Origin of the sequence: Mycobacterium gordonae (assembly GCF_017086405.1) — a bacterium.
In the GTDB taxonomy this organism is placed as follows: domain Bacteria; phylum Actinomycetota; class Actinomycetes; order Mycobacteriales; family Mycobacteriaceae; genus Mycobacterium; species Mycobacterium gordonae_D.
In genome coordinates, this window is the sequence record NZ_CP070973.1 from 6,910,386 (window position 1) to 6,926,928 (window position 16,543).

Annotated in this window: 15 protein-coding genes; 13 read left to right on the top strand and 2 right to left on the bottom strand. The window is 68.1% G+C overall.

Annotated elements, in window-relative coordinates:
- The first annotated feature begins 32 nt into the window (after positions 1-32).
- The 7 genes from JX552_RS29925 (at position 33) to JX552_RS29955 (ending at position 3,908) form a co-directional block, all read left to right on the top strand.
- A complete protein-coding gene (locus tag JX552_RS29925) occupies positions 33-479 on the top strand; it encodes a GTP cyclohydrolase I (protein WP_205875395.1) in 447 nt (148 codons plus the stop codon).
- Complete coding sequence (locus JX552_RS29930; protein WP_205875396.1) at positions 472-1,002, top strand: 6-carboxytetrahydropterin synthase; 531 nt, start codon at positions 472-474, stop codon at positions 1,000-1,002. The genes JX552_RS29925 and JX552_RS29930 overlap by 8 nt, the downstream gene beginning before the upstream one ends.
- Entirely contained in the window at positions 999-1,499 is a 501-nt protein-coding gene (locus JX552_RS29935) for a hypothetical protein (RefSeq protein ID WP_205875397.1), read from the top strand. Before JX552_RS29930 ends, JX552_RS29935 begins: the two co-directional genes overlap by 4 nt.
- Positions 1,500-1,531: 32 nt before the next feature.
- The gene (locus JX552_RS29940) at positions 1,532-1,765 is read left to right on the top strand and encodes a hypothetical protein (protein ID WP_205875398.1); all 234 of its coding nucleotides are present in this window, start codon (positions 1,532-1,534) and stop codon (positions 1,763-1,765) included.
- Between the two features lie 11 nt (positions 1,766-1,776).
- Positions 1,777-2,877, top strand: a complete 1,101-nt coding sequence (locus tag JX552_RS29945; RefSeq protein WP_205875399.1) for an SPFH domain-containing protein — start codon at positions 1,777-1,779, stop codon at positions 2,875-2,877.
- 96 nt (positions 2,878-2,973) lie between these two features.
- Positions 2,974-3,459, top strand: coding sequence for a GreA/GreB family elongation factor (locus JX552_RS29950; protein ID WP_205875400.1), 486 nt, complete (start codon positions 2,974-2,976; stop codon positions 3,457-3,459).
- An 83-nt stretch (positions 3,460-3,542) separates the two neighbouring features.
- Positions 3,543-3,908, top strand: a complete 366-nt coding sequence (locus JX552_RS29955; protein WP_205878763.1) for a GtrA family protein — start codon at positions 3,543-3,545, stop codon at positions 3,906-3,908.
- A 64-nt stretch (positions 3,909-3,972) separates the two neighbouring features.
- Here the strand turns inward: JX552_RS29955 and JX552_RS29960 are convergent, their stop codons facing one another.
- Positions 3,973-5,484 carry a PE family protein gene (locus tag JX552_RS29960; RefSeq protein ID WP_205875401.1) on the bottom strand — a complete coding sequence of 504 codons (1,512 nt, stop codon included), beginning with the start codon at positions 5,482-5,484 and terminating at the stop codon, positions 3,973-3,975.
- Between the two features lie 528 nt (positions 5,485-6,012).
- On the opposite strand from JX552_RS29960, the gene dprE1 reads away from it, so the two are divergent.
- From dprE1 to JX552_RS33590, 6 genes are all read left to right on the top strand, one after another.
- Positions 6,013-7,395, top strand: coding sequence for a decaprenylphosphoryl-beta-D-ribose oxidase (gene dprE1, locus JX552_RS29965; RefSeq protein ID WP_205875402.1), 1,383 nt, complete (start codon positions 6,013-6,015; stop codon positions 7,393-7,395).
- Positions 7,396-8,160 (top strand): decaprenylphospho-beta-D-erythro-pentofuranosid-2-ulose 2-reductase, encoded by a 765-nt coding sequence (gene dprE2 / locus JX552_RS29970; protein ID WP_205875403.1) that lies wholly within the window; start codon positions 7,396-7,398, stop codon positions 8,158-8,160.
- Positions 8,161-8,162: 2 nt separating this feature from the next.
- Positions 8,163-10,055: a galactan 5-O-arabinofuranosyltransferase gene (locus JX552_RS29975; RefSeq protein WP_205875404.1), complete on the top strand. Its 1,893-nt coding sequence runs from the start codon at positions 8,163-8,165 to the stop codon at positions 10,053-10,055.
- A complete protein-coding gene (locus JX552_RS29980; RefSeq protein ID WP_205875405.1) occupies positions 10,055-13,327 on the top strand; it encodes an arabinosyltransferase domain-containing protein in 3,273 nt (1,090 codons plus the stop codon). Before JX552_RS29975 ends, JX552_RS29980 begins: the two co-directional genes overlap by 1 nt.
- A 326-nt stretch (positions 13,328-13,653) precedes the next feature.
- The gene (locus tag JX552_RS29985) at positions 13,654-13,890 is read left to right on the top strand and encodes a PE domain-containing protein (RefSeq protein ID WP_205875406.1); all 237 of its coding nucleotides are present in this window, start codon (positions 13,654-13,656) and stop codon (positions 13,888-13,890) included.
- A complete protein-coding gene (locus JX552_RS33590) occupies positions 13,887-14,885 on the top strand; it encodes a hypothetical protein (RefSeq protein ID WP_205875407.1) in 999 nt (332 codons plus the stop codon). Before JX552_RS29985 ends, JX552_RS33590 begins: the two co-directional genes overlap by 4 nt.
- A 313-nt stretch (positions 14,886-15,198) precedes the next feature.
- Here the strand turns inward: JX552_RS33590 and JX552_RS29995 are convergent, their stop codons facing one another.
- Complete coding sequence (locus JX552_RS29995) at positions 15,199-16,323, bottom strand: BTAD domain-containing putative transcriptional regulator (protein WP_205875408.1); 1,125 nt, start codon at positions 16,321-16,323, stop codon at positions 15,199-15,201.
- Positions 16,324-16,543 lie beyond the last annotated feature (220 nt).

The window sequence follows — 16,543 nt, forward strand, 5'->3', positions numbered from 1 at the left end:
ATCCTCCAAGGCCGCGCCCGGACACTATCGCGGTGCCTCAAACCCTCGTCCGCCCCGACAGCGGCATCCTGCAGTTGCGGCTCGACCGGCCGGTGCTGCTGCGGGCCATCCCGTTCCACGCGATCTGTGAACAGCACCTGTTGCCGTTCTACGGTGTCGTGCACATCGGGTACCTGCGCGGCGACCAGCGGTTGAGCCAGACCGAACTCACTCGCATCGTCGACGCGTGCGCGATCGGCGTCCAGGTGCAGGAGAAGATGACGACCCGCATCGGCCTGTGGCTGCACCACCAGCTCGCCCCGCGCGGCCTCGGTGTGCTGGTGGAAGGCGGGTACGCCTGCACGCCGGTGCGCGAGGGCGCCGCCCTGGCCGGCCCCACGACCACCATGGCCTTCTATGGCTCGATGCGCGACAACGCCGATCAGCAACGTGAATTCATCACTCTCGCAACAAGAAAGAAGACTCACACTCATGCCTGAGATCACCTTCGCCGGCCCTGCCCAGACGGCCACCATGCACCGCGATGACGCACCCGTAGGACGCACGGCGCGCTTTCACCTGCGCAAGCGGTTCGGTGGGCTGCACTGCTGCCGCCGGTCCTGGTCCGACAACGGCAAGCGACTCTTCCTGCACGGCTATGCGCTCAGCTTCGAGATCGAATTCGCCTGCGACGAAAGGCAAGCAGACGATCGGGTGCTCAGCGGCGAGTGCCTCGACGACATCCGCGCCGCGCTTGCGGCTCAGTTCGGCCACACCACGTTGATCACCACCAACGACCCGCAACGCGACCTGTTCGAGTTGCTCGCCGAACGTGACCTGGTCGACATGCGGATCGTGGACGGCACCGCCCTGGACGCCTCGGCCGCCTGGGTATTCGAGAACGTGGAACGGATCGTCGCGGAGGCGGCGGCCGGCCGGGTGTGGGTGTCGCGTATCGACGCCCAGGAGAGCGGCAGCCGGGTGTTCACGCTCACCGCGTTGCCGGTCAAGGACTGGGTGTGAGGGCGATTGCGACACTGCTCGTCGTCGCCGCGGGTCTGGTGGGTGTGGGCTGCGGAAAGGCCGTGGCCGCACCGGATCTCGATAGCTTTCTGACTGGCCTGCCGTCGACGCTCATATCGGCCGGTTCGCCGGAGCAGTTGCGCGCCGCACTCGCCGCGGCGCCACCGGAAGTTTCGCAGGGACCGGGGACGACGTTGAGCTTTCCCGGCCGGGACGCGCAGTGGTTGATGACGGCCTGGCACCTCGATCGCGTCTACGCGGTTGCGGCCGATCCGCACCAGGAGAACTGGCAGTTGGTGCGCTACGACCAGGACGTGCCCGACCCGAACGCCACCCGTATCGCGTTGGTGCCCATCAGTCTCGGCTCCTGGACCGTTCGCCCACAGCTCGCCGGCCGCCCCGGTGGCCCGCTGCCGAACGTCGTCGCCGGTGCGTCCCCGGCATACGACATCGCCACTCATTCCGCGCAGGTCGTCGGAATCGATCTGGAAATGTAACCCGCGGTTGGCCCAGGGTGGAGAATGCGACCGTGAGCGCCTCTGTCATCGGTTGCGTAGGCACCCTGATCGTGCCGACCCGCGGCGCCGAGGGCGCCGGTGAGGTACTGCTGACCGTGCGAGGCACCAAGGAGACGTTCCTGGCCCGCTCCGACGAACCACTGGCCAAGGGCACCCACGTGCTCGTCGTGCAGGCTCACGGGCCACGAACCGTCGTCGTCGAGCCCTGGCACGTCCCGACTTTCCCCTACGAATCGAAAATTTAAGGAGTACAACGATGCTGGGATACCGAGTACCCGCGCCGGACGAGGCGCTGCTGATTTCGGGCGGTAAGGCCAAAGGCAATGCGCCGTTCCGGGTGGTGACCGGGCACGGCGCCTTCGTTATCCCGTTCTTCCGCAAGGCCGCGTTCCTGACGCTGGCGATGTGCGAGGCCGAGGTGGCCGAGAAATGCGTCACCCAGCAGGGCATCACCCTCAACGTCCGGGCCGTCATCGCGTTCAAGGTGGGCAACGACCCGGAGAGCATCATCGCCGCGGCGCAGCGCTTCCTGTCCGAACAAGATCAGATGTCGGTTTTGACCGGCCGGATCTTCGCCGGGCACCTGCGCTCGATCATCGGCTCGATGACCGTCGAGCAGATCATCCGGGAACGCCAGAAGCTGGCCACCGAGGTGCTCGATGGCTCCAAGGAGGAGATGGCTCGCATCGGGTTGAACGTCGACGCGCTGCAGATCCAATCCATCGACGACGACGGTCTGGGCTACATCAAGGCGATGTCAGCCCCCCACAATGCCGCCGTCCAGCAGCAGGCCCAGATCGCTCAGGCCCAGGCCAACCAGAAGGCCGCCGAGGCCGAACAGGAATCGCAGCGCAAGCAGGCGGAGTTCGCCCGGCAGACCGCCATCGTCAAGGCTCAATACAAGGCCGAGGTGGATAAGGCCCAGGCGGAGGCGGCTCAAGCGGGCCCGCTGGCCGAGGCCGAAGCCCAGCGTGAGGTGCTGGCCATGCGCACCGAATTGGCCCAGCGGGCGGCCGAACTGCGTCAGCAGGAGTTGGTCGCCGAGGTGGTCAAGCCCGCCGAGGCCGAAGCCGAACGGGTCCGGATCCTGGCCGTGGCCGACGCCGAGAAGATGAAGATTCAGGCCGAGGCCGCCGCATCGCACAACCGGGTGGCGCTGGACCGGATGATCATCGACCAACTTCCCGAGATCGTGGACAAGGCGGCGCGCGGGCTGGCCGGGTCCAATCTGACCGTGCTCAACGGCGCCGAGGGGATCAGTCAGGTGACCAGTGGCCTGGTGTCCCAGGGTCTGGCTATTTTCGACGCCGTGCGAAACGGGCTCTCGCAGTACGACGACGAGGACGCCCCGCAGTGATACGCGCCGGTAAACGCCTGCGATATATCAGTGACGGCCGGCCTTTTGTGGTGTATCACTGAAACGCCCGATAGGTGCTCGGCGAAAGGGGTGGTCGTGAGCGAAGAAGCCCAGTCCACAGATCCGGCAGCGGCTGCGCGCGACAACCTCGCCGCCGAACTGGCCCGGCTCAAGCAGCGACATGACCGCCTGGAGATCGAGGTCAAGAACGACCGCGGGATGGTCGGTGATCACGGGGACGCGGCCGAGGCGATCCAGCGGGCCGACGAGCTCGCGGTGCTCGCCGACCGGATCAACGAGCTAGACCGGCGGTTGAAGTCCGGCCCGTCGACTCCGGACAGCTCCGACACGTTGCCCGGAGGCACCGAGGTCACACTGCGGTTCGCCGACGGTGAAGTGGTCACCATGTACGTGATCTCCATCGTCGAAGAGACGCCGGTGGGCCACGAGGGCGAGACGCTGACCGCACGCAGCCCGCTCGGGCAGGCGCTGGCCGGCCATAAGGCGGGCGACACCGTGACCTACTCCACGCCGCAAGGTCCCAGCCAGGTCGAGCTGCTCTCGGTGAAGCTGCCCACCTAGACTCCGACTCGATGATCCCGCCGCCGGAGCCAGATGCCGAACACCCAGGACAGCACCAGCATCTGCATCTGACGACGCAGGCGATGCGCTTCATCATCACCGGATCTTTTTCGGCGGTCGTCGACTTCGGGCTTTATCTGATCCTGTACAAGGCGTTCGGCGTACAGGTCGACCTGGCTAAGGCCATCAGCTTCATCGTCGGCACCATTACCGCGTACCTGATCAACCGGCGCTGGACGTTCCAGGCGTCACCGAGCACTGCGCGGTTCATCGGGGTGATGGCGCTCTACGCCATCACCTTCGCGGTTCAGGTCGGGCTGAACCATCTGTGCCTCGAACTACTGCATTACCGGGGCTGGGCGGTGCCCGTCGCATTCGTGGTGGCGCAGGGCACCGCGACGGTGATCAATTTCATCGTGCAGCGAGCCGTGATCTTCCGCATCCGCTGACTTCGCGAGCCGGCCGCGGTGAAAAGGGCGATAGGTCCCACCCGTCGGCTCGAACTTCAACGCATCACGACGATCCGTTGGTCCCGCTGCCACCGCCCAATACGCCACCGGTGCCACCGGTGCCACCGGCACCACCACCGACTCCATTGCCGCCGTTGCCGCCGATGCCAAAGAACGCCCGAGCCAGCGCGCCGTCGACGATAATTCCGGCGTTGCCGCCATTGCCGCCGGTGGCAGGTCCGTCGCCGGCGCCGGCATCACCACCGTCACCGCCGACGCCGAAACTCAGCAGACCACCACCGTCGCCGCCGGCACCTCCATTGCCGCCGAAGTCGCCGCCGGCACCGCCTGCCCCTCCGACGCCGACGCCTAGGAGCGCAGCGCCCTGCCCGCCTCCGCCACCATTGCCACCGTCGAAACTGCCGGAGCCGCCTGCACCGCCCATGCCGAGGCCTACCAGCGCCGCCCCCTGACCACCCATGCCGCCGCTGCCGGAGTCACCGCCGGCGCCGCCGAAGCCACCAACACCCACGCCGATCAACGAAGCACCGATACCGCCCTGGCCGCCCAAACCGCTCGTGTTGACGCCAAAGCCACCAAGGCCGCCTGAACCACCCTGGGCGTAGCCGAAGAACGCGGAGCTATCGCCGCCGGCACCGCCAGCACCGCCGTTGGAGGCGGACCCCAACGCGCCGCCGCCGTCGCCGCCTGCTCCGCCCAGGCCGAATAGCATGCCTTGCGCGGCGCCCCCTGCGCCCCCTGCACCCCCGGAAACATTGCCGTTCCCACCGGCGCCGCCTTGCCCACCGACGCCGACGAGCAGGCCGCGGTCGATACCGCCGGCGCCTCCGGCCCCACCCGTTCCATCCGCGGAGGCGCCACCGGCGCCGCCGGTGCCGCCGGCACCGAACAGCAACCCTCCCGAGCCTCCGCGGCCGCCAACACCCCCGGTTTCCGTGGACAGGGCTGTCGCACCGCCAGCACCGCCGCTGCCGCCCCGGCCGAGCAACATGGCGTTCCCGCCGGCGCCGCCGACCGCGCCGGCGCCGCCCGCACCACCGCCACCACCGTTGCCGATCAGCCCCGCAGCGCCGCCGGCACCACCAGCGACCCCGGCGGTGGTCTGAGAGAATCCGTTTCCGCCGTTGCCGTACAGGATCCCACCTGCACCGCCATTGGGATTCGTCGCTGTTCCGTTGGCGCCGTTGCCGATCAACGGTCGCCCCAGCAACGCCTCGGCAGGGGCGTTGATCACACCCAGCAGGTTTTGCTCCAACGCCTGTAGCGGTGCGACATTGGCCGCTTCCGCGCCCGCATAGGCCGCGCTGGCAGTGCTCAGCGCGTCAACAAAAGTTCGCTGAAACGCCTCGGCCTGCTGACCCAAGATCTGATACTGCCTGGCGTGGACGCTGAACAGCTCAGCAACAGCCTCCGAGACCTCATCGGCGCCGGCAGCCAAGATTACCGTTGTGGATGCTGCCGCGGACGTGTTGGCCGCGCTCAGCGACTCGCCCAGACTCGTCACTTGCTGCGCCGCAGCCTGCAGAATCTCGGGAACCACCGCGACAAAAGACATAGAACCTAACCTTCCTTTCCAAGGTTTATCAGTTGCTCTCCGAGGGAGCGCGACAGCGGTCCTCCGCCTTTTGTCGACAATCATTGTCCCGACGCACTCACATCATGCTCATTGCGCTTCATTTCGCAACATACACGAATTGCGGAATACGGCCAGTGGATTGGCGGATTGAGCTCTATCACTGCAGTTCAACCCATCTTTAGCCGATAGCTGCTCGGTGCGACATAACTCGCATCGAGCAATACTGAAGATCCAATTCAAAATCCGCAGATCGTTCAACCAACTTCATCACTGAATCTTCTTCAGACGTGGAATTTATTCATAGAGTTAATTCAACCGGACCTGATATGGCGGCGCAGACCGAACGCTCGGCTAGATTTGGTACAGTTGCCCACCACGCGGAGAATGCATGCTCGCCGAGCCAGCGGCGGTCGCGTGTCGCGCCGCGATCACCAAGCGGGCCCCGAAACGGGTGCCCGGTCACGAGGCGGCTTCTGCGCGGGATGGCGCGCGGTACCCTCTTTGACGATGTCGAGCAACGATATGACCACGACGCCTACCCGGCTGACGGGGTGGGGACGAACGGCGCCGTCGGTCGCCGACGTGCTGCGCACCCCCGACGTCGAAGTGATCGCGAAGGCGGTGATCCGAGCGGGCGAGTCCGACGGCCGCGGCGTGATCGCGCGCGGGCTGGGCCGGTCCTACGGCGACAACGCGCAAAACGGCGGCGGCCTCGTGATCGACATGTCCGCGCTGAACAAGATCCACTCGCTGAACGCCGAGACCCGGCTCGCCGACGTCGACGGCGGCGTCAACCTGGATCAGCTGATGAAGGCGGCGCTGCCGCTGGGCCTGTGGGTACCGGTGCTGCCGGGCACCCGCCAGGTCACCATCGGTGGCGCCATCGGCTGCGACATTCACGGCAAGAACCACCACAGCGCCGGCAGCTTCGGCAATCACGTCCGCAGCTTGGACCTGCTGCTGGCCAGCGGCGAGATCCGGCGGGTGACGCCGGACGGCGACGACGCCGAGCTGTTCTGGGCCACCGTCGGCGGCAACGGACTGACCGGGATCATCGTGCGTGCCACCATCGAGATGACGCCGACGGAGACGGCCTACTTCATCGCCGACGGCGACGTCACCGCCACCCTCGACGAAACGATCGCGCTGCACAGCGACGGCAGCGAAGCCAACTACACCTACTCCAGCGCCTGGTTCGACGCGATCAGCGCGCCGCCGAAGCTGGGCCGGGCGGCGGTGTCTCGCGGCTCACTGGCCACACTTGACCAGCTCCCCGACAAGCTGGCCCGCAATCCGCTGAAATTTGATGCGCCCCAACTGCTTACGTTTCCCGATATCTTTCCGAACGGGCTGGCCAACAAGTACACGTTCGGACCGATCGGCGAACTCTGGTACCGCAAATCCGGCACCTACCGGAACAAAATCCAGAATTTGACGCAGTTCTACCACCCGCTGGACATGTTCGGGGAATGGAACCGCGGCTACGGCCCGGCCGGCTTCTTGCAGTATCAGTTCGTGGTGCCCACCGAGGCCGTCGACGAGTTCAAGCGGATCATCCGCGACATCCAGGCCAGCGGCCACTATTCGTTCCTCAACGTGTTCAAGCTCTTCGGACCCGGCAATCAGGCCCCGCTGAGCTTTCCCATCCCGGGCTGGAACATCTGCGTCGACTTCCCGATCAAGGCCGGCCTCAACGAGTTTGTCAGCGAACTCGATCGGCGGGTGCTGCAATTCGGCGGCCGGCTCTACACCGCCAAAGACTCCCGCACCGACGCGGAGACCTTTCATGCCATGTATCCGCGGATCGACGAATGGATCGCCCTGCGCCGCAAGGTCGATCCGTCCGGGGTGTTCGCCTCCGACATGGCCCGACGCTTGGAGCTGCTCTAGATGGTGCTTGACGCCGTAGGAAATCCCCAGTCGATTCTGCTGCTCGGAGGGACCTCCGAGATCGGGCTGGCCATCTGCGAGCGCTACCTGCAGAACGCGGCCGCACGAATCGTCCTGGCGGCCATGCCCGAAGACCCGGGGCGCGACGCCGCGGTGGCGCAGCTGAAGGCCGCCGGTGCCCGGTCGGTGGAACTCGTCGACTTCGACGCCCTGGAACCCGACACCCACCCCAAGGTGATCGACGAGTGCTTCGGCAATGGCGACATCGATGTGGCGATCGTCGCGTTCGGCCTGCTGGGTGACGCCGAGGAACTCTGGCAGAACCAGCGCAAAGCCGTGCAGATTGCCGAGATCAACTACACCGCAGCGGTATCGGTGGGCGTGCTGCTGGCCGAGAAGATGCGCGCCCAGGGGTTCGGCCAGATCATCGCGATGAGCACGGTCGCCGGCGAGCGGGTGCGCCGATCCAACTTCGTCTACGGGTCCACCAAGGCCGGCCTCGACGGCTTCTACCTGGGCCTGTCCGAGGCGCTGCGCGAGTACGGAGTCCGGGTGCTGGTGATCCGCCCGGGCCAGGTGCGAACCAGGATGAGCGCCCATGTCAAGGAAGCACCGCTGACCGTCGACAAGGAGTACGTCGCCAATCTCGCGGTGACCGCGTCGGCAAAAGGTAAGGAATTGGTTTGGGCGCCAACAGCATTCCGTTACGTGATGATGGTGTTGCGTCACATTCCGCGGAGCGTCTTCCGCAAGCTGCCCATCTGAGCATGCGCAACGCGCTGGCCACCTTGGGCCAGATGGCCGCGGCGACTTTCGTTGCCGTGGTGGTCGCCGTGGTGTCCCTGATGGCAATAGCGCAGGTGCAGTGGCCCGCCTTCCCGTCGTCCAACCAGTTGCACGCGCTGACCACGGTCGGTCAGGTGGGTTGCCTGGCCGGGTTGTTCGCCGTCGGCTGGGTGCACCGCCGCAAACGCCTGCGGCGACTGGCACAGCTGGGCGGGGTGGTGTTCCTCTCCGCTTTCACCGTCGTGACACTGGGCATGCCGTTGGGCGCCACCAAGCTGTACCTGTTCGGCATCTCCGTCGACCAACAGTTCCGCACCGAGTACCTGACCCGGCTCACCGACAGCCCGGCGCTGCACGACATGACCTATGTCGGGCTGCCGCCGCTGTACCCACCGGGCTGGTTCTGGATCGGCGGACGCGCGGCGGCGCTGAGCGGGACGCCGGCGTGGGAGATGTTCAAGCCGTGGGCGATCACGTCGATCACCGTCGCGGTGGCCGTCGCGCTGGTGCTGTGGTCGCGGATGGTCCGCTTCGAGTACGCGCTGCTGGTGACCATCGCGACCGCCGCCGTGACGCTGGCCTACAGCTCACCGGAGCCCTACGCCGCGATGATCACCGTGCTGCTGCCGCCGATGTTCGTGCTGACGTGGTCGGGACTGCGGGCCGCCGGTCGCCTCCCCGCCGGGAGCGAGCGCGGGGGCTGGGCGGCTATCGTCGGCGCCGGCGTCTTCCTGGGTTTCGCCGCGACCTGGTACACCCTGCTGGTCGCCTACAGCGCCTTCACCGTGACGCTGATGGCCCTAAGTCTCGCCGTGTCCCGGTGGCGCTCCGGCGGTGTCCGGGCAGCTGCGGACCCGCTGCGCCGGCTGGTCGTCATCGGAGTGATCGCGGCCGCGATCGCGTCGATCACCTGGCTGCCTTATCTGCTCCGGACGCTCAGTTCGCCGACCAGCAACAGCGGCAGCGCCTTTCACTACCTGCCCGCCGACGGGGCCGAACTGACCTTCCCCATGCTGCAGTTCTCGCTGCTGGGTGCGGGCTGTCTGCTGGGCACCCTGTGGCTGGTGACGCGGGCGCGTTCGTCGGTGCGGGCCGGCGGCCTGGCGATCGGCGTGCTCGCGGTCTACGCGTGGTCGCTGCTGTCGATGCTGACCACCTTGGCGCGCACGACACTGTTGTCGTTCCGGTTACAGCCCACTCTGAGCGTGCTCCTGGTGGCGGCCGGGGTTTTCGGCTTCGTCGAGACGGCTCAGGCCCTGGCCGGGCGCAGCCGGGCGGTGCTGCCGGTGGCCGCGGCGCTGGGGATGGCCGCAGCGATCGCGTTCAGCCAGGACATTCCCGACGTGTTGCGACCCGACCTGACGATCGCCTACACCGACACCGACGGTGACGGACAGCGTGGTGACCGGCGACCGCCCAGCGCGGAGAAGTACTACCCGGCCGTCGACGCCGCCATCGCGAAGGTCACCGGTAGACCGCGCGATCAGACGGTCGTGATGACGGCCGACTACAGCTTCCTGTCGTTCTATCCGTACTGGGGTTTTCAGGGCCTGACGTCGCACTACGCCAATCCGCTGGCCCAGTTCGACAAACGCGCCGCCCAGATCGAGAGCTGGTCGAAGCTGAAGACCGCCGACGAGTTGATAGGTGCACTGGACAAGCTGCCGTGGCCGCCGCCCACCGTGTTCATCATGCGCCGCGGCGCCGGCAACACCTACACACTGCGACTGGCCGAGGACGTCTACCCCAACCAGCCCAACGTCCGTCGCTACACCGTGGACCTCAAGGCAGCCCTGTTCAGCGACCCGCGTTTCGCCGTCGAGACCATCGGGCCCTTCGTGGTGGCCATCCGTAAGCCGGTGCCGGGCCCCTGATGGCCAGCGAAGACCCAGGCCGCGAGGCCGGGCTACCATCTACCTCCGTGAGCGACGCGGGAGCAAACTACCGGATCGCTCGCCTTGTTGCCGTCGTCGCCGGGCTGCTCGGGACGGTGCTGGCGCTGGCGACCCCGCTGTTGCCGGTCAACCAGACCACCGCCCAGCTCAACTGGCCCCAGAACGGCACCTTCAGCAGCGTCGAGGCGCCGCTGATCAGCTACGTGGCCACCGACCTGGACATCAGCGTCCCGTGTCAGGCCGCGGCGGGGCTCAACGGACCGCAGAACGCCGGCAAGACGGTGCTGTTGTCGACGGTGCCCAAACAGGCACCCAAGGCAATCGACCGCGGGTTGCTGTTGCAGCGGGTCAACGGCGAGCTGGTACTGATCGTGCGCAACGTCCCGGTGGTGGCGGCGCCGATGAGTCAGGTCCTGGGCCCGGACTGTCAGCGCCTGACGTTCACCGCGCACGCGGACCGGGTCATCGCGGAATTCGTCGGCCTCAAGCAGGGACCGACCACCGAGCATCCCGGCGAGCCGCTGCGCGGTGAGAAGAGCGGCTATGACTTCCGTCCCCAGATCGTCGGGGTGTTCACCGATCTGGCCGGACCGACCCCGCCCGGCCTGAGCCTCACCGCGACCGTCGACACCCGCTACAGCAGCGACCCCACGGCGCTGAAGCTGGCGGCAATGATCCTCGGGGTGCTGCTGACCGCCGCCTCCCTGGTAGCACTGCACATCCTGGACACCGCCGACGGCACCCGGCACCGCCGTTTCCTACCGTCGCGCTGGTGGTCGATCGGCGGGCTGGACGCACTGGTGATCGCCGTGCTGGTGTGGTGGCACTTCGTGGGCGCCAACACTTCCGACGACGGCTACATCCTGACCATGGCCCGGGTGTCCGAACACGCCGGTTACATGGCGAACTACTACCGCTGGTTCGGCACCCCCGAGGCGCCGTTCGGCTGGTACTACGACCTGCTGGCGATGTGGGCCCATGTCACCACTGCCAGCATCTGGATGCGGCTGCCCACCCTGCTGATGGCGCTGACCTGTTGGTGGGTGATCAGCCGCGAGGTGATCCCGCGGCTCGGCCATTCCGTCAAGAAGAGCCGGGCCGCGGCGTGGACGGCGGCCGGGATGTTCCTGGCGGTCTGGCTGCCCCTGAACAACGGCCTGCGGCCGGAGCCGATCATCGCCCTGGGCATCCTGCTGACCTGGTGCTCGGTGGAGCGCGCGGTGGCGACCAGTCGGCTGTTGCCGGTGGCCGCGGCGTGCATCCTGGGCGCTTTGACCTTGTTCTCCGGCCCGACCGGCATCGCCTCGATCGGTGCGTTGCTGGTGGCGATCGGGCCGCTGCGGACCATCCTGCACCGCCGATCGAAACGGTTCGGCCTGTTGCCGCTGATATCGCCGATACTGGCGGCCGCCACCGTCACCACCATCCTGATCTTCCGCGACCAGACATTCGCCGGTGAAGCCCAGGCCACCGTGCTCAAGCAAGCAGTCGGCCCCAGCCTCAAGTGGTTCGACGAACACATCCGCTACGAGCGACTGTTCATGCCCAGCCCGGACGGCTCGGTGGCGCGGCGGTTCGCGGTGCTGGCGCTGATCCTCGCGCTGGCGATCGCAGTGGCAATCTCCTTGCGCAAGGGGCGAATTCCCGGCACCGCGGCCGGTCCGAGCCGCCGCATCATCGGCATCACCATCATCTCTTTCCTGGCGATGATGTTCACGCCCACCAAATGGACACATCACTTCGGGGTGTTCGCCGGGTTGGCCGGTTCGCTGGGTGCGCTGGCTGCGGTGGCGGTGACCGGGGCCGCGATGCGATCCCGACGCAACCGCACCGTGTTCGCCGCCGTCGTGCTGTTCGTGATGGCCATGTCCTTCGCCAGCGTCAACGGCTGGTGGTATGTGTCCAATTTCGGTGTGCCGTGGTCTAATTCGTTCCCCAAGTGGCGCTGGTCGCTCACCACGGCGCTGCTCGAGCTGACGGTCGTCGTGTTGTTGATCGCGGCGTGGTTCCACTTCGTCGCCACCAATGACGACGGGCCACCGCGCACCCGGTTTGGCGTCCGACTGTCACGAATCCTGCAGTCTCCGTTGGCGATTGCGACGTGGTTGTTGGTTCTGATGGAGGTCGTGTCGCTGACCCAGGCGATGATCTTCCAGTATCCGGCTTGGTCAGTGGGCCGCTCGAACCTGCAAGCCTTGACCGGAAAAACGTGTGGGCTGGCCGAAGACGTTTTGGTCGAACTGGATCCCGAGGCCGGCATGTTGGCGCCGGTGTCCGCGCCGGTGGGCGACGCGCTGGGCGCCGGGCTCTCGGAAGCGTTCACTCCCAACGGAATTCCCGCTGACGTCTCCGCCGACCCGGTAATGGAGCGCCCCGGAGACCGCAACTTCGCCAACGACGACGGGGTGATCACCGGCACCGAGGCCGGCACCGAAGGCGGTACCACGGCCGCGCCGGGCATCAACGGCTCCCGGGCCCGGTTGCCGTTCAACCTGGACCCGGCCCGCACACCGGTGCTGGGCAGCTGGCGCGCCGGCATTCAGGTGCCGGCAATGTTGCGGTCGGGCTGGTACCGACTGCCGGCCAAGGAGGAGCGACACAAGACGCCGCTGCTGGTGGTGACGGCCGCAGGCCGCTTCGACGCCCGCGAGGTCCAGGTGCAGTGGGCCACCGACGACGAGGCTGCGGCCGGAAAGCACAGCGGCTCAATGGGATTCGCCGATGTAGGGGCAGCACCGGCCTGGCGCAACCTGCGCGCGCCGTTGTCGGCGATCCCCGATTCCGCCACCCAGATCCGCCTGGTGGCCGACGACGACGATCTGGCCCCGCAACACTGGATCGGGCTCACTCCGCCGCGGGTGCCGCGGCTGCGCACGCTACAGGATGTGGTGGGTTCGGCGGATCCGGTGTTCCTGGACTGGCTGGTCGGGCTGGCATTCCCCTGCCAGCGGCCGTTCGGCCATCAGAACGGTGTCGACGAGACACCCAAGTGGCGCATCCTGCCCGACCGGTTCGGCGCCGAGGCCAACTCCCCCGTCATGGACAACCTCGGCGGCGGCCCGCTGGGCATCACCGAACTGCTGACGCAGTCGACCACCGTGGCCAGCTACCTCAAGGACGACTGGTTCCGGGACTGGGGTGCGCTGCAGCGCCTGACGCCCTTCTACCCCGACGCCAAGCCCGCCCGGCTGGAGCTGGGCACCGTGACGCGCAGCGGATTGTGGGATCCGGCGCCGCTGCGCAAGAGCTAGCCTGCGGCCTCCTCCAACCGGGGGAGACAATTTCATCCATCAAATCGGCTGGTCGGCCGAGAGACCCGCGGCGTCCAGTGCCCCAAGGTGATAGCCAGAGCAACCGCTCGTAACCGCACTCGCGTCGAGGAACCATCCGATGCCGTTGACGTCGGGCAGCCCGGAAGCACTCGCGACCGCGGCTGTTCTGAAGTTCCTGAAGGCCGGCCAACGCCTCGGCGCCACGGTGAGAAGTCTTCCGGACAGGGGTGCGTCAATGGGATTCGCCTTAGCTTCACTGGATGTGATCGCGACTGCGCAACACCCACGGCGAGGCATATCAGCAGATGAGCGCCCAGGCCGCGGTGTTTCACCGGGACTTCCTTGCCGCGCTGGCCGGCGGCGCCAACTCCTACGCAACCGCCGAGTCGGCCAACGCGCAACTGACAATGTGGAGCGCAGTCAATGCGGCGCGCCCGGCGCGAATGCGGCAGCAGGCTCGGCAGCCGCGGCTGCGCCAGGATTTGAGGGCGGCGCGGGCGGTGACGGTGGGGCTGGCGGAAACTCCGGCCCCGGCGGGATGAACGGGACCGGCGGCACCGGCGGTTCCGGTGGCGGCGGCGGCACCGGGGGTATCGGCGCGCCCGGGACCCCGCCCGGAAGCCCCGGCGGCACCGGCGGCGACGGTGGACGCGGGGGCACCGGCGGCACCGGCGGCCGAGGCGGCAATGGCGCCACCGGCCCGACCACCGGTTCGCGGGGCGGCGACGGCGGCGACGGCGGTGTCGGTGGACATGCCGGCGCGGGCGGCCGCGCGGCAAGCGGCACCGACGGCAACATCGGCACTGCGGGCGACGGCGGCACCGGCGGCGCGGGGGGAAGCGGCGGCGCCGGTCCCCGCGGAGCTGACAGCTCCGCGGGTGCCGCCGGTTCGAGCAACGGAACGACGGGTGCGTCCGGCGCCACCCCCACCAGCGGTGGCAACGGCGGCGCCGGCGGCCCTGGTGCCGACGCCGATGACCAGCGCGCCCCGGGGGTCACCCCCGACAGCACCGGGGGCACCGGGGGAACCGGAGGCAAGGGCGGCCTCGTCGGCAACGGCGGCCAGGGCGGCACCGGCGGCAGGGGCCAACCGGTAGCACCGGCGCCAAGGGCGTCGAGTACGTCGGCTATTACGCGGGCCAAGATGGCGGCGATGGTGACGCCGGCGGCACTGGCGGTTTCGGGTGGTGCCGGCGGGGCTCTCGCCGGCAACGGTGGCATGGGTGGCACGGGTGGCACCGGCGGTGCCGGCGGCGCCGGCGGCAACGGCGGCAACGGCGGCAACGGCGGTTACAGCATCGGCTTGTCTTCGGCGGAGACGGTGGCAGTGGCGGCAACGGCGGCGACGCCGCCGGACCCTCAGCATAGGTGGCTCCGGCGGCACTGGCGGCATGGGCGGCAATGCCGGCACCGTGGGCGATCTGACCGATGTCGCCGGGGGCGCCGGCGGCATCGGCGGCGCGGGAGGCAAGGGCGGCGTTGGCGCCGACGGGGGCAACGGCGGGCTCGGCGGCAGAGGCGGAGCGAACCTGGGTGAGAACATTGAGGCCGGCTTCGGAGGTAACGGCGGTAACGGCGGTCATGGCGCCAGTGGCGGTGCAGGCGGTAACGGCGGCGACGGCGCGCCCGGCGGTGTCGGTCCGTCGGGCACCGGTGCAGGCGGAGCGGGCGGCGCCGCCGGCGCCGGCGGCAGTGGCGGGGACGGCGGTGTCGGCGGCCCGGTGGCGCCGGTGGCGGTCTCGGCGGCGGCAACGGCCGGACCGGCCTAGACGGAGACCCCGGCCGGGTGGGTATCGACGGTACGGTGGGCAGCCACGGCTGACCGCGCCAGGCACGGGCGACTTCCGCCGTCAGGCGGGCCGAATCTCGAAGACGAACCCGCAACCCCCGATGGAGACACTGTCGCCGTGCTCAAGCGCGGCGCTCCCCCGGATCAGTTCACCACGGACCTCGACCCCGTTCGTCGAGCGCAGGTCGGTGATGACAAAACCCGACCCGGTATCGGCGATGACCGCGTGGTGGCGGCTGACATCGTTGTCGTCGAGCACGATGTCGTTGTCGGCCAACCGCCCGATCCGGGTGGTAGCCCCGTTGAGCTGATAACGATGTCCGAAGCGGTCGCATAGGGCCGCGGTGACCGCCGTCGACAGCGTGGGCCTCGTGTCGATCCGGCTGCGCTTGCGGGTGCTCTTGACCGCCTGCTTAGTGACGATCGGCTCCTGGCGCAGGATGCGCTCATGCAGGGCGCTGACGGTCGGGCCGGGATCGATACCCAACCCCTCGGCCAGCGCCGTCCTCAGCTGCCGGTAGGCGCCCAGCGCGTCGGATTGCCGCTCGGTGACGTAGTAGGCCGTGATGAGCTGCGCCCACAAGGGCTCGCGGTAGGGATGCTCGGCGGCCAGCGCCTCCAGCTCACCGATCACGGCATCGGCACGCCCGCAGGCGATTTCGGCCTCGGCCCGGGCGCTGTGCGCGGCCACCTTGTCCTCGAGCACCTTGGCGGCGAACGGGGCGACGAAATCGAAGTCGCGGAGGTCGTCCAGGACCGGGCCGCGCCATTCCGCCAGAGCGATGGACAGGTGGCTGCTGGCCTCCTCGAACCGGCCCGCCGCCGCAGCCTCGACCCCGGCGGCCTTGGCGGCGACGAAGCGGCCCAGGTCGTAGTCGGTGTCCGCGACGTTGAGCTGGTAACCCGGCGGTGCGCTGGCCAGGACCCGCACCGGGTCAGCGCCGCCGTCGCGCAGCAGCCGGCGCAGATTGGAGATGTGGGACTGGATGCTCGTGCGTGCCGCGGGCACCGGGGAGCCGTCCCACACCGCGTCGATCAGCGAGTCGACCGACACCGGGCGGTTGCGATCGATCAACAGCACCGCCAGCACCGCACGCTGCTTGGCGGCGCCGACCGATACCGGGTCGCCGTTCACCAACAGCTGCAGCGGTCCCAGCACACCAAACCCGAGAGCCGAGTTCGTCATGGCGCTGCCAGCCTCCCGGGAAATCGTCTCGGGCCATATCGATGGGTCCAATTGTGACCTCCGCACCCGGTTCGGGGGAACACATCGGAGGCTGCAACGATTATTGCGGCCGGCAATTCCCCGCTAGCAGCAACAACAGACGAATTCGTGGGACCCCCGGAACGATCGGTCAACGCCGTTGCGAGTATGACCGGGAAATGTAGCGGCCCGGGCCGATGAC

Coding starts and splice junctions, on each gene's coding strand:
- JX552_RS29930 (WP_205875396.1), top strand. CDS start 472: ATGCCTGAGATCACCTTCGCCGGCCCTGCCCAGACGGCCACCATGCAC.
- JX552_RS29945 (WP_205875399.1), top strand. CDS start 1,777: ATGCTGGGATACCGAGTACCCGCGCCGGACGAGGCGCTGCTGATTTCG.
- JX552_RS29955 (WP_205878763.1), top strand. CDS start 3,543: ATGCGCTTCATCATCACCGGATCTTTTTCGGCGGTCGTCGACTTCGGG.
- JX552_RS29960 (WP_205875401.1), bottom strand. CDS start 5,484: ATGTCTTTTGTCGCGGTGGTTCCCGAGATTCTGCAGGCTGCGGCGCAG.
- dprE1 (WP_205875402.1), top strand. CDS start 6,013: ATGTCGAGCAACGATATGACCACGACGCCTACCCGGCTGACGGGGTGG.
- dprE2 (WP_205875403.1), top strand. CDS start 7,396: ATGGTGCTTGACGCCGTAGGAAATCCCCAGTCGATTCTGCTGCTCGGA.
- JX552_RS29975 (WP_205875404.1), top strand. CDS start 8,163: ATGCGCAACGCGCTGGCCACCTTGGGCCAGATGGCCGCGGCGACTTTC.
- JX552_RS29980 (WP_205875405.1), top strand. CDS start 10,055: ATGGCCAGCGAAGACCCAGGCCGCGAGGCCGGGCTACCATCTACCTCC.
- JX552_RS29985 (WP_205875406.1), top strand. CDS start 13,654: ATGAGCGCCCAGGCCGCGGTGTTTCACCGGGACTTCCTTGCCGCGCTG.
- JX552_RS33590 (WP_205875407.1), top strand. CDS start 13,887: ATGAACGGGACCGGCGGCACCGGCGGTTCCGGTGGCGGCGGCGGCACC.
- JX552_RS29995 (WP_205875408.1), bottom strand. CDS start 16,323: ATGACGAACTCGGCTCTCGGGTTTGGTGTGCTGGGACCGCTGCAGCTG.